This is a genomic window from Methylomonas sp. (assembly GCF_023228165.1).
Taxonomy (GTDB): domain Bacteria; phylum Pseudomonadota; class Gammaproteobacteria; order Methylococcales; family Methylomonadaceae; genus Methylomonas.
Genome location: NZ_JALOBS010000028.1, coordinates 28,700 through 50,625 on the forward strand (window position 1 = coordinate 28,700; position 21,926 = coordinate 50,625).

The following is a 21,926-nucleotide window of genomic DNA, read 5'->3' on the forward strand; positions in this document are numbered from 1 at the left end:
TATCAATCCGACTCTAAACGTCGAAATGCGCAATGCATAACCTTAGCACGCTTGAGCACCATTCAGGCAAACGGCTACTTGTGCTGAATTCAGTTATTTTAGATTAGTTTAGGCGGAAATCGCTTGTCCAGGCGCCAGGGCTTTCGGCACCACAACGACTTGGGCAAAGCCGCCGCCGGGCGTGCGAAAGTTGGTGGTTTGGCCTTGATAGAGGCGGGCGCAAACGGTTTGGGATTGGCCTTGGTAGACATAGTGGCGCAAATCCAGTTTCAACTCCACCGATTGGTCGCTAATTTGTAATTGCCGTTCGCTGGGTTGTACCAGTGCTTGCGCCACGTAATCGGTTTGTAATATTTCGCCGAATACCCGCCGGGTCAGTTTGTCGCCGCGATAGGCCGCTTTGCTGCCGTAACCTTTGGCCGGTTTGAAAAACAACTGTTTGCGTTGCAACCAGACGTCATCGGCGTGCTGTTCTTCGACCCGTATGGTATGTGCGATACCTTGCAACAGGACGGTTTGGGTGGCCTTGTCGACCCCCAGAGCCTGCAGGACAACGGGATCGGTTAACAGGGCCAGATTGCGTTTGTCGGCATATAAGGCATGGTTTCTGGGGTGCGGCGTCACAACGACTGCGCCAGCCAGATAGGCTTGCAGCAGCGCCTGTTGCGCCGGCAGTTCCAGGGCAAAATCGGTCAGGCGGTTATAGACCAGATCGATGGCGGTTTCTCCATGCCACAACTTGCCGTCGCGGAAGGTCAACTCGCGCGGGTCGCAAATCGGGGCGTTAATACCATGCTTTGCGAACAGATTTTGAAACAGCAAAAACTCCGGCAACATATATTGCTGGTCGGGTTCTTCGTCGACGATGGCGATGTTTAGCAAAGCTTGCGCATTGCCTTCCTGTCGCCATTCGGTTTCAAACATGTCGATAATGGTTTGCTCACTAGTCAATGCGCTGTTGGGAAAATCCAGTTGGCAAGGGCAGCTTTCACAGGCGTTGTGGGCCTTGGCCAGTAACAGATTGATCAAAGCGCCGCCGGCATTGGTGTTGATCTCGATTAATTTCGGACCTGCATCGTCAAGATGAAAGTCGTAACCCAGGAATACGCCGCTGGCCTTGGGCTGGAAGCGGGCCGATCGCGGCGCATATGCCAGCACGCGTTGCTGATAAGCAGGCAGCGCGATTACCCGTTCGATCGCGTCTATGATGTCACGTTGCTTTTGCAGGCTGGTTTCCGCAACAAAGACTGCTACGTCGGAGATCATATGCGGCCGGTCTTCGCAAATCATTTGGCAGAGACTGTCGCCGTGCGTTTGCGCCGATAATTCCCGCCGTAATTGCTGCCGGTTCAGCGACAGGCAATGACAGTCGCGGTTGAGTTGTTTGGCGCGCTGCAGTCCCAGGTGGTTATCGAAAACAGTCATGCGGAGAGAATGGAATGCGGTTTGAAAAATAAAGCCGGCGGTGCGGAATATGTTGCACAGCCGGCAATAACGGAATGGGGCGGCGCTTAATCGCGGAAGTTGTTGAATTGCAGCGGTTGTCCGACATCTTCGCTGCGCAGCATTTGTATCACGTCCTGTAAGTCGTCGCGTTTTTTACCGGTGACGCGCAGTTTATCGCCGTTGATGGCGGTTTGTACTTTCAGCTTTTTATCTTTAATCAATTTGACGATTTTTTTCGCCATGTCGCTCTCTATGCCTTGCTTCAAGGCAATGGATTGCTGGGCGGATTTACCGGTATCTTGTATTTTACCGCTTTCCAGGCTCGCAATATCGATGCCGCGTTTACCCATCTTGGCGTACAGGATAGGCAGCATTTGCTGTAGTTGGAAAGTTGATTCGGCTTTCATGAGGATGTTGTCGTCCTGTTGCTCAAAGCTGGCATTGCTGCCCTTGAAGTCGAAGCGAGTGGCGACTTCTTTGTTAGCCTGATCAACGGCGTTGGTCACTTCGTGACTGTCCAGTTCGGATACGATATCGAATGATGGCATAGTGTTGATTTGCAAGTGGAAAAAGGCGGATCACTATAAAGGCGATACGAAATGAATTCAACCTCAATCTGGAGGTCGGCAATCTCGGACCGATTGGGTTACACTGGTTCGGAAATATTTTAGACAGTATCAATGGGGGGAGTAATGAAGAAATCAACATTTAACCGGACCTTGGCGATGGTATGTTTGTTTGGTGTCGGTGGCTGGACACTGACGGCTTGCGATTCCAAACCGCAGCCAGTTGTTAGCAGTAAAACCAGCGTGGCGAAATATGAAAAGATCAAAACCTTGCAAGGGCTGATCATTAATGATGACGGGCCGGTGAAAACCGGTATCGTCAAAGTCCTGACCGAAGCAGGCCAAGTAGTGGCGCAAATCGAAGTGACCGACGGGCCGCATTACAGTCTGAAGGTGCCGGCCGGTACGGTGCTGCCGATACTGTTGGCTTACTATCCGTCGGCCGATGCCGGCGACGAGCAACGCATGCTTGCCGCGGTGGTGCATACCGGGGCAAGCAAATTCGATATCAATCCCCTAAGTACCCGGATTGCCGTGCAGGCCAAGGCGATGGGCGGCTATACGCATAAAAATCTGGTGCGGGCGGCGGAAAACAACGGTACCGTGCCGGCCGCCAATAAAACCACCGCCGGGTTTCGCGGCGACCCTACCACCCAATACGGCGGTTGGCATTGAGACCGGCACTTAAAATTTGCACTTTAAGTGGTACTTTTGCACGCGGTAACGTAAGGTTTCCCGGGTGGTGCCCAGCATGCGGGCCGCGGCGGTAACATTGGCGTCGGTGCGATTCAGGGCTTCCTGAATGATGAATTTTTCCATTTCGTGCAAGCTCAGGCTGCCGTCCAGCGGAATGAACAGACCTTCCTGGTCGGAGCGAGGCATACTATGCGAGGCAGCCGATTGCGGGGCTTGCAGTTGCAGCCATTCGGTGGACAAGGTCTGATCGGTGGACAACAATACGCAGCGTTCCAACACGTTGCGTAATTCGCGGATGTTGCCTGGCCAGTCGTAGGCTTTTATGGCTTGCCAAGTGGTGTCCGGAATGTTGCAGACGTTTTTTGCCGATTTACGGTTGCAGGCGCTAATGAATTGCGGCACCAGTTGTTCGAGATCTTGCTTATGCTCCCTCAAGGAAGGCACCCGAATGTTGATGACATTCAAGCGGTGGTATAGGTCGCGGCGGAACTGGCCTTCGGCCACTTTTTCCACCAAATCCAGATTGGTGGCGGCGATGATTTGCACATCCACGCTAATCTCGGTTTCGCTGCCCAGGCGGCGAATACGCAAGTCTTCCACGGCTTTTAATAATTTACTTTGTAAATCCAGGTCCATCTCGCCGATTTCATCCAGAAACAAGGTGCCTGTGTGGGCTTGTTCGAACATGCCGCGATGGCGTTTTTTGGCGCCCGTGAATGCACCGGCTTCGTAGCCGAATAATTCTGCTTCCAGTAATTCGCGGGGCAGCGCGGCGCAGTTGATTTCCACCAGCGGGGCGTTGCCCCGGACACCGGAATAATGCAGAATACGGGCGATCATGCCTTTACCGGTGCCGGTTTCCCCGCTGACGATCAGGCTGGAAAACGGCACGTTCACCACTTGTTTGAGCATGCTTCGCAAAGACGCCATGGCCGGGCTGGAGCCGAGCAGGCTATCGATACTATATTGACTGTTTTGCGCGGCGGTTTGTAGTTGTACCCGCCGCTGTGCGCGGGCGCTGCGAGCCGCGCCTTCCACCAATAAATTGAGTCTATCCAGCGAGCAGGGTTTTTCCAGGAAGTCGTAAGCGCCCAGTCTTACGGCCCGCACCGAATCGGCCACGCTGCCGTAGCCGGTCAAAAAGATCCATTCGCTGCTGTCGATGTCGGGTTTCAATTTTTCCAGCAAATCCAGTGCGTTGCCGTCCGGCAGATTCATGTCCGATAACACTACCAAGGGATCGAGGTTTTGTTCGCGTAAATAGCTTTCGGCTTTTTGTACCGAGTCAACGACATTGACTTCCCAGTCGGCTTTTTTGAAGTAACGGGCCAGTTCGGCGCCCAACAGGGCTTCGTCTTCAATGATCAGCAACGTATTCGTCATCATAATGGTTTCTCTAAGTGGTTTGACGCTGTCAGGCGGCAGGCGTTAGCGGGAGAGACAGCGTGACACAAGCGTGTCCGGCCGGATTATTGATCAGCTTAAGCTGGCCGTGTAAATCTCTGGTAAAGCGTTGCACCATCACCAAGCCCAAACCGCTGCCTTTTTCCTTCAAACTGACGAAGGGACGTATGCCTTGTTGCAACAGTTCGGGGTTGAAGCCCTCGCCGCTGTCCGTGACGGTAACCTGTAATTTCTGATCTGTTTGGCTAATATCGACTTGAACCTTGCCGGGTTTATCGCCGATGGCCTGAACGGCGTTTTGCAATAAGTTTAATAAGACTTGCCTGAACTCGGTTTCAGGCAACACAGCGGTGATATCGCCGCTACTATGCAGCTCGAATTGAATGGTGTCGGGTACTTGATAGCTGAGTAAGGTAATCAATTCCTGAACGACTTTGCCGATCGAGATGGCTTGAGCCACTTCGCTGCTGTTGCGGGCGCTATTGAGCAAGTCATTCAGGTGCTTGGTCAGCCGGTGTACTTCCCGATGCAACAGGCCGATACGTTCGCGTAGTTCGGGATCGTCGGATTCCGATTGCATATTTTCCAGCGCCACTTGAATTATAGCCAGCGGGTTACGTAATTCATGCGCGGTACTGGCCGCCATTTCGGTCAAGGCCGCCAATCTCTCGGCCTTGGCAAGGCGTTGGCTTTGTTCGAGTAATTTATGGCTGGTCTTACGAACCTGGCTTTCCAGGCGGCTGGTATAGTTCAGGTGAGTTTGTTCCAGTTCGATTAAATGGGTGACCAAGTGATTATAGCGTTCGAACAAGTCGTTAATGATGGGGTCCGGACTGGTGTTTTCTATGGGTTGCTTGACCCCTTCCGCCAAGCCGGACAACAGCGCTCGTAACGCTTCCAAAGGTTCCAGCACGTTGTTGCGAAAAAAATACTGGCCTATCCACATTAGCAATAACGGTAGTATGACGGCTAGTTGCAACTCCAGTTGGCTGTCGATTTCCACGCCGATTAACAGTTTTTCTTCTTCGTCGGTTTGTTGGTCCAATAAGTCCTGAATCAGATCGACGGTATCGATCATGGCGCGGGCATCGCCATTGATGGCCTGACTAAATTTGGCCTGTAGACCCTGTAAATCCACCGGCACGCTGAATTCGTTGCTATGCTGGTGTTCCAGTAAATCCATCAGGTGCGCTTCCAGTTCTTGAATTTGTTCTGCTGTGACCGCTGGGTCGTTTTGGTGTATGGCGATTTTCGATTGCAGTTGCAGCAATTCAAAAATGGTTTCCTGCAGCCGGTGGCCTTTGCCGATGTCGGTTTGTATGGTTTGGATGCGCTGATGGTTTTGCCAGGTCAGGCGGCTGATGGCTACTAATTCGCCCAGTACCAATAACCCCATGATGAGGGTGACGAAGATGATGGGTCTGAGCAGAAGTTGGCGCATAGTCAGCGAGTGGGTGTCATGGGTTAGAGAATTCCAATTCTACGTTGTCGGCAAAAATTAAGTGATATTTCAGCCACGCGCTGAATGGGTAAACTTCCCGTTTTCAGCTGAGTGACGCGGGGTGGCTGGGGCGGAATATCCTATCCTTTCCGCCCCAACCGGTCATTCGGCCGGGTTTCGATCAACCGGCCATTCTTCTGCGTGCGGCCAGATGATGGCTGGAGAATGTCTCATGCTCTTCCAATCCGACAATTTCACACTGGCCGCCGGCATGGTTGTATTCTTCGGTAAAGTGGTGAATAAATTCCATCACGGTATGGTCGATTAATTCAGATTCGCTTAAATCAAAATATACCTTTTTTTGTTTAGGGAAGTCAGCCAACAGGCTTTTCAAGCTGATGAAGTTTGAAAATACCGCCGAACCGCTAACTGCGATATGGTAGGTGTCGGTGTTGGTTTGATTGACATGGTAGGCGATGGAAAAGATATGATTCGGTTTCAGGCCGCGAATCAAATGGATCATCAATTCCGCCAGGATACCGATGGCCACGCCGATTAATAAGTCGGTTGCCAGCACTCCAATGATGGTGATCACAAATACCGCAAAGTTATCCAGGCCTACTTGCAAGGTTTTAGCAAACTCCTTGGGAGAGGCCAGGCGGAAACCGGTAAATACCAGTAAGGCCGCCAAGGACGATAACGGAATTTCGTGAATCAAGCGCGGAAACAGAGCGACGAAAATCAACAGGAACGCGCCGTGGAAAAAATTGGCCCAACCGGTTTTGGCGCCGTTGGTGACGTTGGCGGAACTACGTACGATTTCCGCGATCATCGGCAAGCCGCCAATCATGCCGGCTATAATATTGCCCGCGCCGACCGCCGCCAGGTCGCGGTTCAGGTTGGAGTCGCGTTTGTAAGGGTCGAGCTTGTCGACCGCGGCGGCGCTCAATAAACTTTCCAAGCTGCCTACCAGCCAGATGGTGACAACGGCTATCCAGAATTCGTAACTGGCGATCAGGGAAAAATCCGGAAAATAAAAGCCGGACAGAAAGTTTTCCGGCACCGCCACCAAAAAGGCTGGTCCTACCGAAAATTCGTGGTGCGGCAGAATTTCCGCATCCGGTAAAAACAAGTATTTGTGGATATGGTCCAAATCGAAATATTGGCCCAGTGCCAAACCGACCAATACCACCAGGATGGGCGCGGGGACCATTTTCAACGTCTGGTTCTTGATCAGCGCCCAGGCAATCAGTAAACATAAGCCGCATAAGCCGATGATGGAGACTTCCGGGTTCATTTCGATGATGGAGTGCGGAATTTCGGCAATCGTACCCAACAAGGATTTAGCTTCTGGCTTCACGCCTAATAAGGTATGAATCTGCTTGGCCATGATGATGATGCCGATAGCCGCCAGCATGCCATGCACTACCGAAGACGGGAAAAATGCGCTCAATTTGCCGGCTTTAAACACACCCAGTAAAACCTGTAATACGCTGGCGACCACTATGGCGGCCAAGGTGTATCGGTAACCGGCCATTGCATCGCCGTGGCCCAGCGACTGAACCGCATCCAATATCACCACGATCAAGCCGGCGGCAGGGCCGTTAATGGTCACATTAGAACCGCTGATCCTGGACACCACCAAACCGCCGATAACGGCCGAGATGATGCCCGCCATGGGCGGAAATCCCGAGGCCATCGCAATTCCCAGGCAAAGCGGCAAGGCAATCAGGAATACTAAAAAACCGGACAGTAAGTCGCTGCGCCAGTTTTCCACGAGTCCGGCAAGGCCGGTTTTTGGGACTATGACAGTAGAGGGTTGATGCATGGCAAGTCTCGTAAAGGGGAAAACCATGAAAGAGCCAGAACTATGCCAGTTTTGCAGTTTTGCCCGCGATAGGTCTGAAAGGCGAGTGTTTGCTTGCATCGGCATTAGCGTATGCCTGAATGGCGCATCAAAGTTGCCCCGCTTATGTTAACCCGGTGGCGCAATTGAACAATTCGAATGGTTTATTTGAACCGGATTGCCGCAAATTGTTACGGCTTAAAGAAGCATAATCCAAAAATTCGGCGGCTTAAAAACCTATAAGATCGCTAGCCTAGCCGCATTTTATAGGGGTGTGAGAATAAGTTGGCACAGGCTATGCTGAAGCTCTGGTGAGCGAAGGTCGACTATTCGTCGGCCTTCGCACTGTTAACAGCATAGAGGTTGCGAGCTTAATGACCATACATAAACACAACGGTGATGAATTCGAATTGGATGCCGCCATTGATCATCTTGCCCATTGGCTGCCGACACAGGGGCCCATCAAGGATTTTATCCATCACAATACTTTGCATGCCGTTCAGCATTTTCCCTTTCATGACGGCGTGGCCGTGGCCGCCAAAGTGTTTGGCGCCCGCAGTTATCTGCCCATTGAAGATTATCAAAAGCGCTTTGAAGAAGGACGGATCACCCAAACGGCTATCGATTGGGCCATAGAGCAATGCGGCTGTCATGCCGCTGCAGCCGAACAACTACAAGCCGATCTGTTTACGGCTGATCCGCACAGCCATCTGCCGCCCATTTCCTTAGCCAATGACGGCATTCGTAATGCCTGGTTGAACCGGTTGGAAATGGATCTGAATGCGTTGGTGCATCCGGTTATATTCAGGCTATTATCCAATTTTCTCGATCAAGGCATCAGCCGTTGGGCATTGCCCAAGGATGGCGAGCGTTTTTGGGATTGCGTAGTACGCCTGACGCTGAACAGTTTGATACCGTTGTATCCGTTTCATCAAACACAGGTGCGCGAGATACTGAATGAAGGACCCGACCAGGTCATATTGCATTGCTTGCAGCAGATCGTCGGCGATGAGCAGTTGTATGCCCAATATTTACTGGAAGTGTTGTTGGCGCATCCCGGTTGGTCCGGCATGGTGCGTATCATCGAAACCAATCCGCAGTCTTTGCTGGCGCCGCGGGATATCTCGCTGAAACAGTTGTTGGCGGTCGAATTGGCTTGCGAGCTGGCTTTTGTAGACAAAAAGAAAGGTAGACATTTTTTGCGCATCGATCAATTACCCGAATTGGCATCCATTCCATTATTCGACGAAACGCATTTGACCCCGGAAGTGCCTTTAAAATTGAGAGTTTGGCATGAGGCCATGGAATGGTCTCTGCATAGTGAATTACTGCTGGCCTTGCGCGATCAGCCGGTGGCTGAAACGGTTGTGAAAGCGCCTGACGTACAAGCCATCTTTTGCATCGACGACCGGGAATGTTCCTTGCGCCGGTATCTGGAAGAAGTGAATCCTAATATAGAAACATTCGGCGCTCCGGGTTTTTTCGGTATCGACTTTTTGTATCAAGGCCTGGACGATGTTTATCCGGTGGCGCAATGTCCCGTGGTAGTAAAGCCCCGCCATTTGATTACCGAGTCGGCAACCCAGCCGCGACCGGAAAAAAGGGACCCCCGCCAGGACCTCAGCAAGATGCATTTTTCCGCGCACTCTTTGGCCAGAGGTTGGATTTACACCCAGACGCTGGGCGTGGCTTATGCCGCCCGGCTGGCCTGGAGCGTGTTTAAACCGGCCACCAAATTGCCGGGGATTCGCACCTTGAGTGAAGTGGATGTGCATGGGCATTTGCACTTATTGCGGGAAAACGACGAGCCTAATGAAGAAGGTTATTTGTTGGGATTTTCCCTGGCGGAGATGGCGGAAAAAGTCGGTGGTCAATTGCGGAGTATCGGCTTGGTAAAAAACTTTGCACGGTTGGTAGTGGCCGTGGCCCACGGCTCCAGCAGTGTCAATAATCCGCATTTCGCCGCATACGATTGCGGGGCTTGTGCCGGTAAACCAGGTGCTCCCAATGCGCGTGCTTTTGCCTGGATGGCCAATCAAGAGGGCGTTAGGGCGATTTTGCGCGAGCAAGGTATCGATATCCCGGACAGCACGTGTTTTGCCGCCGCCATGCACAATACCAGTCGCGACGAAATGGTGTTTTTCGACCAACAGTCTTTGGATAAGCCGACTCATGAACGCTTACACGGATTTCAGCATGCCGCGCAGAAAGCCCTACAACGCAACGCCCGCGAACGTTGTCGCTGGTTTGAACTGGGCCCGCAAACACCGGATAACGAGTCGGCCCATCGGCATGTGCTGGAAAGGGCTGCTTCCATCTTCGAACCGCGGCCGGAATACAACCATTCCAATAATCTGTATTGCATAGTCGGGCGGCGCAGTTTGACCCGGCATTTGTTTATGGACCGGCGGGCATTTTTACAGTCTTACGATCCGAACATCGATCACGACGGCAGTATTTTGGCCCGGGTGTTGTCCGCGGCAATTCCGGTCTGCGGCGGCATTAATCTGGAATATTTGTTTTCGCGCATCGATAACTCGGTGTATGGGGCGGGCACAAAATTACCGCATAACGTGATTGGTTTGCTGGGCGTGGCCAATGGCGTGGAAGGCGATTTGCGCACCGGCTTGCCTTCGCAAATGATCGAAGTGCACGAGCCGGCCCGGTTATTACTGGTGGTGGAACAGCGCCTTGAGGTGGTCGACCAGGCCCTGGCCAAATTGGGGCCCTTGTTGGAGTGGTTGGAAAACGACTGGGTGCGTTTTGCCGCGTGCGACCCGCGGACGCGGGCGCTGAATTTGTATCGTAGACAGGGCTGGCAAGCTATTGAATTAGTGAAGGACAGGGTGGCGCCGGTGAGTAGCCGATCGGAAAAAATCATTGTCGGTCAGACCAAGACCATTCCGGTGCATCAATTTGTAGGGAGACATTTATGAGTGTGTTACTGCTGGCGTGTGTATTCATCCCTTTGTTAGGGTTTACGCTGATTTTTTTTAGTGATGGCGGCGAGCGTAAGGTTGCCATGATCAGTCTTTGGATGACCCGCGTTAATGGTGTTGCCGTGATCGGTTTATTGTCGATGTGGGCGGCTAGTGGTTTTAACAGTTTTGAATACCAATGGTTCCAGCTGTATCAACATGGTGATTATCAATTTCCCATACTGTTTTATCTGGATAGGGTTGGCGCCGCTTATTTATTTTGTGTATGGGCGATTTTTTCCATTATCGTCAAATATTGCCGGGTGTATATGCACCGCGACGCCGGGTACCAGCGATTTTTTCAGACCATTTTCGCGTTTGTGTTTGGGTTGAATATTATTGTGCTGTCCGGCAGTATCGATATCTTGTTTGCCGGTTGGGAAGTGGTGGGTATTTCATCTTTTTTATTGATTGCGTTTTACCGGCATCGCTGGCAGCCGGTGCGTAATGCCTTAAGGGCGTATACGATTTATCGTTTTTGCGATGTCGGTCTATTGATGGGGGCCTGGATGAGCCACTTGCTGTTTCATGAAAGCCAGCATTTCAGTCAAATGAGCGGACTGTTTGATAATTATGTCAGTAACCCGGTCAACTATGCAGCGCTGTCCTTGTTGTCGGTGTTGATTATTTTGGCGGCATCCGGCAAGTCCGCGCAGTTTCCGTTTTGCTTTTGGCTGCCGCGGGCCATGGAAGGGCCTACACCGTCAAGCGCGATTTTTTATGGTGCCTTGTCGATACATTTAGGCGTGTTCTTGTTGCTGAGAACCATGCCGATCTGGAGTTTTCATTATCTGACCAGGCTGATAGTGCTTGCCATTGGACTGTTGACGGTGATGATTGCCAGTCTCTCGGAAAGAACCCAGTCGAACATTAAGGGGCAGGTGGCGTATGCATCCATTGCTCAGGTCGGGTTTATGTTCATCGAGCTGGCGCTAGGTTTGGAAACCTTGGCATTGCTGCATTTTATGAGTAACGCGTTTTTGCGTTGCTATCAGTTGTTGGTATCGCCCTCCATCGTGGCGCACCTGTTGCGTGTGGAAGGTGCGGTCAATAGCGACTTTTACATCAAGGACCGGCAAAAACTGCAATTTCTGCCGACCTCGTTGCGCGATGTATTGCCTGACGTGTTGCAAAATACCTTGTATGTATTTGCCTTGCAGGAAGGTCAGCTGGAAATTCTAGTGCGTTCGCTATTGTGGGACCCGCTAAAACGCCTGGGAGCGGCGATGAGCCGGGTCAGCACCTGGATTAAATGGTTGGCGGCGGTCGCGTTGGTGATATGGCTGTTCATCGCGGTGAATAATGTCAGTTCGGTGGCCGGGGTTTATTTGTCGATACCGGTTTCGGTGCTAATGGTGCTGGTAGCAACCAGTGCCTTTAGTCAAAAACATAGCCCATTCAAAGTCTGGAATAGCGTGGCCATGAGCAGTTTTCTGGCGGCATTGGCCGTATGGCTGATGGTACCTGACGCGATATACGACGAGCTGTTGTTTTTAAGCGGCATCGTACCGTCCTGGTTATTGGGGGTGTGGGTTTTATCCCGCTTGCTGAAAAACGAACGCTTTGCCGAGACTTCGTTTAGATACCGGGCCTTTGCCCAGACCCGGCCGAGCCTGTCGTTGTTATTGTTTATCAGCTTTTTAGGCATGGTGGGCTTTCCGATCACCCCGGCATTTTTGGGCGAGGATTTATTGCTATCGCATGCCAGTGGTCAGCACCCCTGGTTTGCCCTGGGTATTACCATTGCTTTTGTAGTGAACGGTATTGCCCTGGCCCGGATGTTCCTGCGCTTAAGCATGGGCCGGGCGGTAAGGAGCGAAGTCAGAGAATTTCGTGTTGGTTAAGGTGTAATAAGTGGCGGCGGCCTGCTAGACTAAGCCGGTATTTATCACATGGAATTTGCTAATGGGAGTCGAGCAACCGTCGCTGACCCGTTATGGTTGGTTGTCCATCTTTGCCGCCGTATCCACCATCGCTTTGAAAAGTTATGCTTATTGGCTGACCGATTCGGTCGGTTTGCTGTCGGATGCACTGGAATCCTTGATCAATTTGGTGGCGGCGATTATTGTGCTGTTCGTGCTCGGCATCGCGGCGCGGCCGCCGGATGACAGCCATGCTTACGGGCACGACAAGATCGAATATTTTTCCAGCGGTGCCGAAGGCATCATGATTTTGTTGGCGGCTTTTAGTATTGCCTATACGGCTTGGGAGCGGCTTTGGCACCCCATGCCCTTGCAAAAACTGGATTTGGGTATTGCCGTATCCGTGTTTGCTTCGCTGATTAATTTAATCGTGGCGAGGATTTTAATTGGCGTGGGCCGCAGTCGGCACTCCATCACTCTGGAGGCCGACGGCAAACATCTGATGACCGACGTGTGGACCACGATTGGGATTTTGTTTGGAATAGGCATCATCGCCGTGGCCAATCGTTTTGAAGTTAGCTTGAATCTGGCCCGGCAATTAGGGATGAGCGGCTGGGAAATTCTCGACCCCATTATCGCTATTTTGGTGGCGGTCAATATCGTCTTGGCCGGCCTGCATCTGATTCGTCGCACCATATCCGGATTAATGGACGCCGCGTTGCCGGAGGACGAGCTGACTGTCATTACCGACGTGTTGGATAAATTTGCCGCTTCGGACCATATTACCTATCACGCCCTGCGTACCCGTTATGCCGGCGCCCGCCGCTTCATGTCTGTGCATGTACTGGTGCCGGGAGACTGGTCGGTGCAGCAAGGGCACGATTTGCTGGAAACGATCGAACAACAGATCATGGCCAAGTTTGACAGCATCGACGTCGATACCCATCTCGAACCGATTGAGGATATTGCTTCCTGGCAGCATTTAGCGACCGATCCGGTCGATCAGGCATGTTCGATTAACCTCAAAGGAAATTCCTCCGCCTGACTATCGGCAATCTTGAAACCGCGCATCTCCAGCACACCTTTGGTGTTCAAGGAAATGATCAAATGCAAGGCGTCAGGATAACCGGCTTGCTCGATGTCGGCTGCCGATGGCACGGCCGGCGCAGCCGGATGTGAATGATAGATGGCGAACAAGTTTTGACCTTTTTCGCGCATTAGTTTCATGGCCGCAATTTGTTGGCCGGGTTCCAGCGAAAAGCGGTTTTGCGGGTTGGCGGCGTTATTGCTGACCGGATAACAGCTGCAAGGCAGGCCGTGCCGGTCGGCACCGACCAGTCCGCACACTTCCGCGTCCGGCGATAATTGCGCTAAATGCAGCAATTGGTTGGTGAGTTTGCGCGGTAAACAAATTTCGTGGTTGTTCATGCTGGGTTCCATATTCCTGACGTCACGCGGGGGTTATCGGACAAGTCCAGGTGGGTGTTGACCTGTCGGTAGTTTAGCTGTTTTAAAATAGACTGAACTTGCAGGGGTTGATTGTAACCGTGTTCGATCAATAGGTGGCCCTGCGGTTTAAGATAGCCTCGGGCTTGTTCCGCCAGCAAACGGATATCTCTCAGGCCGGCCTCGCCGCTGATCAAGGCGGATTCCGGCTCGAAACGCAGGTCGCCTTGTTGTAAATGCGGGTCGTCGCAGGCAATGTAGGGCGGGTTGCTGACGACCAGGTCGTAGTCTGTATCGGTGACGGCATTGAACCAATCCGAGTCGAGCAAGCGAACATTGCCGACAGCGAGTTGCTCGGCATTTTGCCTGGCGACTATGAGCGCGGCCGTACTGATGTCGGTTGCCACCACCTCGGCCAGAGGACGTTCAGCGGCTAGTGTGATGGCTAAAATTCCCGATCCCGTGCCCATGTCTATAATTTTGCAAGCCTGCTTGTCGGGTAGCAACGACAGACTTAATTCGATCAGTAATTCGCTATCCGGTCGGGGAATCAATACCTCGGGGGTGACGTTGAAAGTCCGTGACCAAAACTCCCGCACACCCGTTAAATATGCGATAGGCCGGCCTTGCCGACGTTGTTCCAGCAAGTGCCAAAATTGCTTTGTTTGCGCGGGGTTGAGTTGCTGCTCCGGCCATGCGCGCAGGAATGAACGTTGTTTGCCCAAACAATGGCAAAGCAATACTTCGGCATCCAGTCGGGCGGATTCGGAAACACTACTTAATAGCGCGCTGGCGCGATCCAAAAGCGACTGTATGGTTGCGCCGCCTTGCTCGGTCAAATCAGACATTGCCGAGCTGAGTCAATAAATCAGCTTGATGTTCGCGGATTAAGGGCTGAATGACATGCTCCAGTCCGCCTTCCATGATTTCTTCCAGTTTGTACAAGGTCAGATTGACGCGGTGGTCGGTCAAACGGCCTTGTGGGTAATTATAGGTGCGGATACGCTCGGAGCGGTCGCCGCTACCCACTTGCAAACGGCGGTTTTCCGATTGCTCTGCATGTTGTTTTTCTTGGGCGGCCGACAACAGGCGGGCTTGCAGCACCGACATCGCCCGGGCGCGGTTTTTGTGCTGCGAACGTTCGTCCTGGCATTCCACCACCACGCCGGACGGAATATGGGTGATGCGGATCGCCGAATCGGTGCGGTTGACGTGCTGGCCGCCGGCCCCGGAAGCCCGGTAGGTGTCGATACGCAGGTCGGCGGGATTGATGTCGATTTCGTCGACGCTGTCTACTTCGGGCATGATGGCTACGGTGCAGGCGGAGGTGTGCACGCGGCCTTGCGACTCGGTTTCCGGTACCCGCTGCACCCGGTGAGTGCCGGATTCGAATTTGAGTTGCGAATAGACATTTTGGCCGCTGACGCGCAGGATAATTTCCTTGTAACCACCGTGTTCGCCGCGGTTTTCGGTAATGATGTCCGTGCTCCAGCCTTGTCTTTCCGCGTAGCGTTGATACATGCGGGCCAGATCGCCGGCGAATATGGCGGCTTCGTCGCCGCCGGTGCCGGCGCGAACCTCCAAGAATACGTTGCGGTTGTCGTTGGGATCTTTCGGCAGCAGCAGGATTTGCAATTCCTGCTCCAGGGCTTCGCGTTTGCCTTCGGCTTCGGCGATTTCATCCCTAGCCATTTCCCGTAACTCCGGGTCACTGTCCTTGGCCATATCCTGGGCCGATTTCAAATCAGCTTCGTTATCCAGATAAGTTTTGTAACAGGCGACCAGTGGCTCTATTTGCGCATATTCCTGACTGAGGCCGCGGAATTGGTTTTGATTGCTTTGCACTTCCGGTTGCGATAGCAGAGCGGTGATTTCTTCGAAGCGTTCACCTAGGTTTTCGAGTTTGGTTTGTATCGAGGGTTTCATTAGCGAGGGTTATCTCAATTTAAAAATTTCGCGTGAGGCAGCAATCAAGTCGTGGCGTTCATTGGCACCGGCGTTGCGCAATTGTGCGCATGGGGTATGGATTAATTTGTTGGTCAGAGTATGCGCCAAGCGTTGCAATACTTCCTCGGAAGGGGCGCCATTGTTGAGCTGCGCCAGCGCCTTTTGCAGTGCTTCGTCACGGGTCAGCTCGGCTTGCGTGCGAAAGTCGCGAATGGTTTCCAGTGCGCCTTGGGAACGCAACCAGGCCAAAAAGTGCTCAACCTGCGTATCGATGATTTCCTCGGCCTGTTCCGCGGCGCGGCGGCGCGAATCCATGTTTTGATTGACAGTGTTTTGCAGGTCGTCAACGGTGTATAAGTACACGTCGCGCAGTTGTTCCACTTCGGCCTCAATATCTCGAGGTACCGCCAAATCCACCATAAACATTGGTTTGTGTTTACGTTTCTTAATCGCGCTTTCCACTCGTCCTTTGCCTAAAATGGGCAGCTGGCTGGCCGTGGATGACACCACGATGTCGGCTTCCGCCAAGTGGGTGGGCAGCTCGGATAAGGCTATGGCATAACCGTTAAATTGCGCGGCCAAGGCGTGAGCTTTGTCGTAAGTCCGGTTGGCGATAATGATGCGGCCAATACCATGCTGGAAAAGATGGCGCGCCGTCAATTCTATGGTTTCGCCCGCACCTATCAACAGCGCGGTCTGTTCGGAGAGTTTGTCGAAAATTTGCTGCGCCAGTTGCACGGCGGCAAAGGCCACTGAAACCGGACTGGAGCCTATCGCGGTATCGGTACGGACTTTTTTGGCGGCGGAAAAGGTATGTTGAAACAGTTTGCTTAGATTTTTGCCCAAGGTGCCGGCTTGCGAGGCGGCGTGATAGGCGGTTTTCATTTGACCGAGTATCTGCGGTTCGCCAAGTATCATGGAGTCCAATCCGCAAGCAACCCGAAACATGTGGCGGATGGATTGGCTGTCCTGGTAACTATATAAATACGGCGTGAAGTCGGCGGGTTTAATGATTTTGGTGTCGGCAATCCAGTCTATCAGGGCGGTTTGATCTTCACTATCGGTATGGCAGTAGAACTCGGTTCGGTTACAGGTGGATAAAATGGCCGCCTCGGAAATGTCCCGGACATTGCGCAAATTTTTTAAGGTGTTATCCAATATATCAGCCGGGAAAGCCAAGCGCTCGCGTATTGCAACCGGCGCGGTGTTGTGATTTATCCCTACGGCAAGAAGTGTCATTAGTTGTAATGTATACCTTTTAAAATTGGGTCATTTTAAGGAATGCGCTGTTTTTGTCCAAATAGAATGATAGGCTAAGCTGAACTAATGGGTTTTTCTGATAATCTATGTCTACAATTTATTGAAATTAGGTCAGTTGAATTGCATGAATAAATGGATAGGTATTGCAATAATTATTTCTTTGTCGGGCTGCGCGGTTTCTCCGGACGCGACGTCGGAAACTGAAACCAGAATCACTCCAGAACAGGCCTTGGCGCCCAGAGTTAATCACAATACCGTGATTGACGAGGAAGTGCTGTATCTGTTGATGGCGGCGGAGTTGGCTGGACAGCGCAATCAGTACGATCTGGCTCTGGACGCCTATCTACAAGCGGCAAAAAGAGTTGATGATGCGCGGATTGCCGAGCGGGCAGTCAAAATCGGTATGTTTTTAAAAGATGAAAAGCGCACTCGAGAGGCGTTAGAGATATGGCTGTCCAAGGATCCGGATAATCTGCCCGCCAAAAAGTTTGCTGTATTAATGGCAATCAAAAACTCCGATCGTGAGGCCGCGGTAGAAAATTTGGATGCCATTTTCCTGGAAGATCCCGCGGGGTTTGAAGGCGGGATGCTGGAGATGATAAAGGCACTGGAAAAAGAAGGGCGCACTAAATTTATCTATGATGTGCTGGAAGATTTGAATGAGCTGCATCCGGATCAATCGAATCTGCTGTTCCTGCAGGCCGTAGTGGCTTCTGTCTTGCATGATAACGCTTTAGCGCAGAAAAAAATTAGCCAGGTGTTGGAATTGCAGCCCGATTGGAATAAAGCCATTATTTTTCAGGCGCAGCTGGCAGGTCGTTCCGGCGATATGGAAAAAGCGCGCGAGTATCTGGATAAAGCGGTTAAGCAGGCGCCCGACGATAAACAGTTGCGAAAAATGTTGTTGGAAGTGTTGGTTAAAACCGGCGCTTACGATGATGCCATTAAGCTTTACCAGTCGGTACTGGATGAAAACCCTGATGATGGCGAAGCGTTGTTTACTATCGCGTTGATTTACATGCAGCAGAATCAGCAGGACAAAGCCGAGGGGTATTTTGAAAAGGCCTTAAGTAAAGCGGAATGGGAAGGTCAGGCTAGTTTTTATTTGGGAAAAATCGAACTGGATAGGCAAAATCCGAGCAAGGCCTTGGTGTGGTTCGATCGTGCAGAAGCCAACGGCTACGGTTTGGAGGCCGATATGGCTGCTGTGTCATTGTTAATTAGTCAAAAACAACTGGCCGAGGCGGAAGTTCGGATCGACAAGATGGATAGCAAATATCCTGATCAACATCTGCGTATTCTGATGATGAAAGCCGAATTGTATAATCAGTGGGGCAAATATCAGGCAGCATACGATGTATTAGGCTTGGCTTTGAAGGCTGCGCCTGATAATAGGGACGTGCTGTATGCAAGGGCGCTGATCGCCGAGCGATTAGACAAGTTGGATGTCTTGGAAGCGGATTTGTTAAAAATTTTAGAAAAAAATCCCGATGATGTGGGGGCGTTGAATGCATTAGGTTACACACTTACCGACAGAACCCAGCGTTTCGATGACGCCGAAAAATACTTACAAAAAGCCATACAATTGCAGCCCGATGAGGCGGTCATTGTGGATAGTTATGGTTGGCTGCAATTTAAAAGGGGCAAATATGACTTGGCTTTGGAATATTTGAAAAAGGCTTATAACAAGCAGCAAGAAAACGAGATTGCCGCGCATATTGCCGAAGTTTTGTGGGAAACGGGCAAGGAAAAAGAAGCCAGGGATTTTTTTGAACCGATATTTAAACAATTTCCTGACGATGAGTATCTGTTGAAATTCAAAAAACGCTTTATGCCCGACGAACAATGAATAGGCGTTTCATAGCTTACCTTGCGCTAACCGTGTGGCTTGGCGGTTGCGCTGTCGCTCCTCAAAAGCCGGCGGAAGAATATCAATTGACAGATATGCAGTACTTGCAGCACCAGAAGAACTGGGTGCTGGAAGGTCGGTTGGCGTTGGTCGATGAAAAGGATTCCGTGTCCGTGTCCATTAATTGGCGGCATGACGAATTGCGGGATGATATCGAGTTGGTTGGGCCATTGGCTCAGGGAAGGGTAAGGATTTCCGTTACGCCTGATCAGGTGGCTGTGGATGACGGCGAGAATCTCAAGGTTTTTTATGGGCCGGTTGATAAGGTTCTGGCTGAGCAATTAGGTGTGGATTTGCCCGTCGATTCGCTGAAATTTTGGGTGCTGGGAGTAAATGATCCAAGGCAGAGCTATATTGAGCAACCCGGTGGGTTTTATCAAGGGAGTTGGCTGGTCAGGTATAGGGAAATGCAAACAGTCAATGCTGATACATTGCCTAAAAAAATGACGGCGGAAAAGGACAAGTCAAGAATTAAGTTAATTGTGGATCAGTGGGTTTTAATGTGACGAAAAATGTGGAGTCCGTCTCTGGATGGGGCGAGAAATGGCCGGCGCCGGCAAAATTGAATTTAATGTTGAGAATAACCGGACGAAGGGCGGATGGATATCATTTGCTGCAGACCGTATTTCAAATGCTTGATTTGTGTGACTGGTTAACGTTTCATCCACGTGCTGATGGGCTCGTCTCCTTGCTAAGTCCAATTCCAGGTGTGCTGGAACAAGATGATTTGACGGTGCGCGCGGCGAATTTACTTAAGTCGCATACAGGGTGCGGCGCCGGGGTTTGCATTGAAACTGAAAAGAATTTGCCCATGGGCGGTGGTCTAGGTGGCGGAAGTTCGGATGCGGCTACTACTTTGGTGGTGTTGAATTATCTCTGGGGGCTAAACCTTTCCAAGCAGGAATTAATGGTTCTGGGTTTACGGTTGGGAGCCGATGTGCCGGTTTTCGTGTTTGGGCATTCCGCATGGGGAGAAGGTGTTGGTGAGAAATTGCAATCGATAATGCCCCCTGAGCAGTGGGTTGTGATCATCAAACCAGACTGTCATGTGAATACCAAAGAAATTTTTTGTTCTGAAGGGTTGACAAGGGACAGTAAAAGCATCAAAATGAGCGACTTTCTTGCAGGGGAAGATCGAAATGATTGTACTCAAGAAGTTTGTAGGAATTACCAGCCGGTAAAAGATGCGATTAGTGCTTTGTCTGTGTATGCGAGCGCGAGATTGACAGGTACGGGGGCGTGTGTTTTTGCGCAATTTTCCAGTAAGGAAAGTGCGGAAGCGGCATTTCAGTCGTTAAAAGACGATTGGCTGGTGTTTTTGGCAAAAGGCTTGAATAAGTCACCGCTCTACAAGAAGTTAGAACAAGGATAAGTCAAATCAGTTAATTGGGCTGTCGCCAAGCGGTAAGGCACGGGGTTTTGATCTCCGCATACCTAGGTTCGAATCCTAGCAGCCCAGCCATATCTCCATATAAAACAATTCCTCGGGAGTCCTTGAATGCGTGATGCTTCGATAATGGTATTTTCGGGTAATGCCAATAGGGCGTTGTCCGAGGGTATTGTGAGGAAGCTCAACATGCGCCTAGGAATGGCGTCGGTTGATCGCTTCAGTGATGGTGAGATATTTGTGGAGATTGAGGAGAATGTAAGGGGGCGCGATGTATTCGTGGTTCAGCCAACATGCTCTCCCACAAATGAACACCTCATGGAATTGTTGGTAATGATCGACGCTTTAAGGCGGGCGTCGGCAGCAAGAATTACAGCGGTCATTCCTTATTACGGGTATGCTCGCCAAGATAGGCGATCCAGGTCGGCCCGGGTGCCGATAACGGCTCGACTGGTGGCTGATATGATTGGTCACGCGGGTGCGGACAGGGCTTTAACCGTGGACTTGCACGCCGATCAGATACAAGGGTTCTTTGGAATACCGGTGGATAATGTTTATGCGTCTCCAATTTTGTTGGGAGACGTGTGGCGCCAGGAGTATAAAAATCTAATTGTTGTCTCGCCCGATGTGGGGGGGGTTGTTCGGGCTAGAGCTCTGGCAAAGCGATTGGGCGATGCTGATCTGGCAATTATTGATAAACGCAGGCCAAGGGCCAACGTGTCCGAAATTATGCATATCATTGGTGATGTGGATGGTAGGACTTGTGTGATGGTGGATGATCTGGTTGATACGGCCGGCACCCTGTGTCATGCGGCGTCGGCATTAAAGAAGAATGGCGCTGTTAAGGTTGTTGCCTATTGTACTCATCCAGTTCTATCGGGTGCGGCAGCGGAAAATGTCAGAAATTCAGTTTTGGATGAGTTGGTTGTTACCGATACCATTCCTCTCACTGATGAGTTAAAGGCTATAGGTAAAATCAGGCAGCTAAGTGTTGCCGAGATGCTGGCTGAAACTATTCGGCGTATAGCTGTGGGCGAGTCTGTTAGCTCGCTTTATGTGGATTAGTTCAATAACTATTAAGAAGTGCTTGTAGAGCAGGCTTTGGAGAAAATAATGGCTAACGTGTTTGAATTTATTGCGGAAGCTCGCAGTGAGACAGGTAGTAGTGCGGCGAAAGTTGTGCGTCGTAAGGGTAAAGTGCCGGCGGTAATCTACGGTGGTAGTGATGCCCCGGAAATGCTGGTTTTGGATCATAATGACTTATTGAAGCACCTTGCTCATGAAGCCGTTTATTCGCATGTGCTTGATATTAAGGTCGACGGAAGGACTGAAAAAGCAATTTTAAAGCATATTCAGCGTCATCCTGCCAAGCCGCAAATTTTGCATGTTGATTTTATGCGTGTCGAGACGGGCCATAAATTAAAAGTACATGTGCCTCTGCACTTCATTAACGAAGATGTGTCGGTCGGAGTTAAAAAAGGCGGTATAGTTAATCACACTATGGCTGATGTCGAAATTGTTTGCTTGCCGAAAGATTTGCCGGAATATATTGAAGTGGACATGGCACTGGTTGAGATTGGTTCTGCTTTACACCTTTCGGATTTGAAGTTGCCTGCTGGTGTTGAGATTCCGGAATTGCAGCAAGGTGCTGATCATGATCATCCTGTTGTGCAGATCGTTAAGCCTAAAACCACAGAGCTGGCAACCGAAGAGCCTGAGGCGGAATAGTTTTATTGTT

The 21,926-nt window shown here is 51.1% G+C and carries 18 protein-coding genes and 1 tRNA gene; 10 read left to right on the forward strand and 9 right to left on the reverse strand.

Going from position 1 to position 21,926, the window contains the following annotated elements; all coding sequences use genetic code 11:
* Positions 1 to 108: 108 nt before the first annotated feature.
* Together M0R33_RS18405 and M0R33_RS18410 are read right to left on the reverse strand one after the other, a co-directional pair.
* A complete protein-coding gene (locus M0R33_RS18405) occupies positions 109 to 1,425 on the reverse strand; it encodes a hypothetical protein (protein ID WP_292572704.1) in 1,317 nt (438 codons plus the stop codon).
* Positions 1,426 to 1,511: 86 nt separating this feature from the next.
* Positions 1,512 to 1,994, reverse strand: coding sequence for a YajQ family cyclic di-GMP-binding protein (locus M0R33_RS18410; protein WP_292572707.1), 483 nt, complete (start codon positions 1,992 to 1,994; stop codon positions 1,512 to 1,514).
* A gap of 144 nt (positions 1,995 to 2,138) precedes the next feature.
* Between M0R33_RS18410 and M0R33_RS18415 the strand changes: the two genes are divergently transcribed.
* A complete protein-coding gene (locus M0R33_RS18415) occupies positions 2,139 to 2,687 on the forward strand; it encodes a hypothetical protein (RefSeq protein ID WP_292572710.1) in 549 nt (182 codons plus the stop codon).
* 9 nt (positions 2,688 to 2,696) lie between these two features.
* Here the strand turns inward: M0R33_RS18415 and M0R33_RS18420 are convergent, their stop codons facing one another.
* The 3 genes from M0R33_RS18420 to M0R33_RS18430 form a co-directional block, all read right to left on the reverse strand.
* Positions 2,697 to 4,091, reverse strand: coding sequence for a sigma-54 dependent transcriptional regulator (locus M0R33_RS18420; protein WP_292572801.1), 1,395 nt, complete (start codon positions 4,089 to 4,091; stop codon positions 2,697 to 2,699).
* 31 nt (positions 4,092 to 4,122) lie between these two features.
* A complete protein-coding gene (locus M0R33_RS18425) occupies positions 4,123 to 5,553 on the reverse strand; it encodes an ATP-binding protein (RefSeq protein ID WP_292572713.1) in 1,431 nt (476 codons plus the stop codon).
* Positions 5,554 to 5,734: 181 nt separating this feature from the next.
* Positions 5,735 to 7,381 carry a SulP family inorganic anion transporter gene (locus tag M0R33_RS18430; RefSeq protein ID WP_292572716.1) on the reverse strand — a complete coding sequence of 549 codons (1,647 nt, stop codon included), beginning with the start codon at positions 7,379 to 7,381 and terminating at the stop codon, positions 5,735 to 5,737.
* A gap of 392 nt (positions 7,382 to 7,773) precedes the next feature.
* On the opposite strand from M0R33_RS18430, the gene M0R33_RS18435 reads away from it, so the two are divergent.
* From M0R33_RS18435 to M0R33_RS18445, 3 genes are all read left to right on the forward strand, one after another.
* The gene (locus tag M0R33_RS18435) at positions 7,774 to 10,335 is read left to right on the forward strand and encodes a DUF2309 domain-containing protein (protein ID WP_292572719.1); all 2,562 of its coding nucleotides are present in this window, start codon (positions 7,774 to 7,776) and stop codon (positions 10,333 to 10,335) included.
* Complete coding sequence (locus M0R33_RS18440; RefSeq protein ID WP_292572722.1) at positions 10,332 to 12,221, forward strand: proton-conducting transporter membrane subunit; 1,890 nt, start codon at positions 10,332 to 10,334, stop codon at positions 12,219 to 12,221. The genes M0R33_RS18435 and M0R33_RS18440 overlap by 4 nt, the downstream gene beginning before the upstream one ends.
* Positions 12,222 to 12,282: 61 nt before the next feature.
* The gene (locus M0R33_RS18445; protein WP_292572729.1) at positions 12,283 to 13,284 is read left to right on the forward strand and encodes a cation diffusion facilitator family transporter; all 1,002 of its coding nucleotides are present in this window, start codon (positions 12,283 to 12,285) and stop codon (positions 13,282 to 13,284) included.
* On the opposite strand, the gene M0R33_RS18450 is transcribed toward M0R33_RS18445, so the two are convergent.
* The 4 genes from M0R33_RS18450 to hemA are packed head-to-tail and all read right to left on the reverse strand — an operon-like array spanning position 13,242 to position 16,871.
* Positions 13,242 to 13,667 carry a M67 family metallopeptidase gene (locus tag M0R33_RS18450; protein WP_292572732.1) on the reverse strand — a complete coding sequence of 142 codons (426 nt, stop codon included), beginning with the start codon at positions 13,665 to 13,667 and terminating at the stop codon, positions 13,242 to 13,244. The two genes, M0R33_RS18445 and M0R33_RS18450, sit on opposite strands and share 43 nt — an antisense overlap.
* The gene (gene prmC, locus M0R33_RS18455) at positions 13,664 to 14,533 is read right to left on the reverse strand and encodes a peptide chain release factor N(5)-glutamine methyltransferase (RefSeq protein ID WP_292572734.1); all 870 of its coding nucleotides are present in this window, start codon (positions 14,531 to 14,533) and stop codon (positions 13,664 to 13,666) included. The genes M0R33_RS18450 and prmC overlap by 4 nt, the downstream gene beginning before the upstream one ends.
* Complete coding sequence (prfA, locus tag M0R33_RS18460; protein WP_292572737.1) at positions 14,526 to 15,611, reverse strand: peptide chain release factor 1; 1,086 nt, start codon at positions 15,609 to 15,611, stop codon at positions 14,526 to 14,528. The genes prmC and prfA overlap by 8 nt, the downstream gene beginning before the upstream one ends.
* 9 nt (positions 15,612 to 15,620) lie before the next feature.
* Complete coding sequence (gene hemA, locus M0R33_RS18465) at positions 15,621 to 16,871, reverse strand: glutamyl-tRNA reductase (protein ID WP_292572739.1); 1,251 nt, start codon at positions 16,869 to 16,871, stop codon at positions 15,621 to 15,623.
* Between the two features lie 145 nt (positions 16,872 to 17,016).
* Between hemA and M0R33_RS18470 the strand changes: the two genes are divergently transcribed.
* The 6 genes from M0R33_RS18470 to M0R33_RS18495 all read left to right on the forward strand — a co-directional run bounded on the left by M0R33_RS18470 (position 17,017) and on the right by M0R33_RS18495 (position 21,916).
* A complete protein-coding gene (locus M0R33_RS18470; RefSeq protein ID WP_292572742.1) occupies positions 17,017 to 18,741 on the forward strand; it encodes a tetratricopeptide repeat protein in 1,725 nt (574 codons plus the stop codon).
* Complete coding sequence (lolB, locus tag M0R33_RS18475; protein WP_292572745.1) at positions 18,738 to 19,307, forward strand: lipoprotein insertase outer membrane protein LolB; 570 nt, start codon at positions 18,738 to 18,740, stop codon at positions 19,305 to 19,307. The genes M0R33_RS18470 and lolB overlap by 4 nt, the downstream gene beginning before the upstream one ends.
* A complete protein-coding gene (gene ispE, locus M0R33_RS18480) occupies positions 19,304 to 20,173 on the forward strand; it encodes a 4-(cytidine 5'-diphospho)-2-C-methyl-D-erythritol kinase (protein ID WP_292572747.1) in 870 nt (289 codons plus the stop codon). Before lolB ends, ispE begins: the two co-directional genes overlap by 4 nt.
* Positions 20,174 to 20,188: 15 nt before the next feature.
* A tRNA-Gln gene (locus tag M0R33_RS18485) sits at positions 20,189 to 20,263 on the forward strand.
* 36 nt (positions 20,264 to 20,299) lie between these two features.
* Complete coding sequence (locus M0R33_RS18490) at positions 20,300 to 21,253, forward strand: ribose-phosphate diphosphokinase (protein ID WP_292572750.1); 954 nt, start codon at positions 20,300 to 20,302, stop codon at positions 21,251 to 21,253.
* A gap of 48 nt (positions 21,254 to 21,301) precedes the next feature.
* Positions 21,302 to 21,916: a 50S ribosomal protein L25/general stress protein Ctc gene (locus M0R33_RS18495; RefSeq protein ID WP_292572753.1), complete on the forward strand. Its 615-nt coding sequence runs from the start codon at positions 21,302 to 21,304 to the stop codon at positions 21,914 to 21,916.
* Positions 21,917 to 21,926 lie beyond the last annotated feature (10 nt).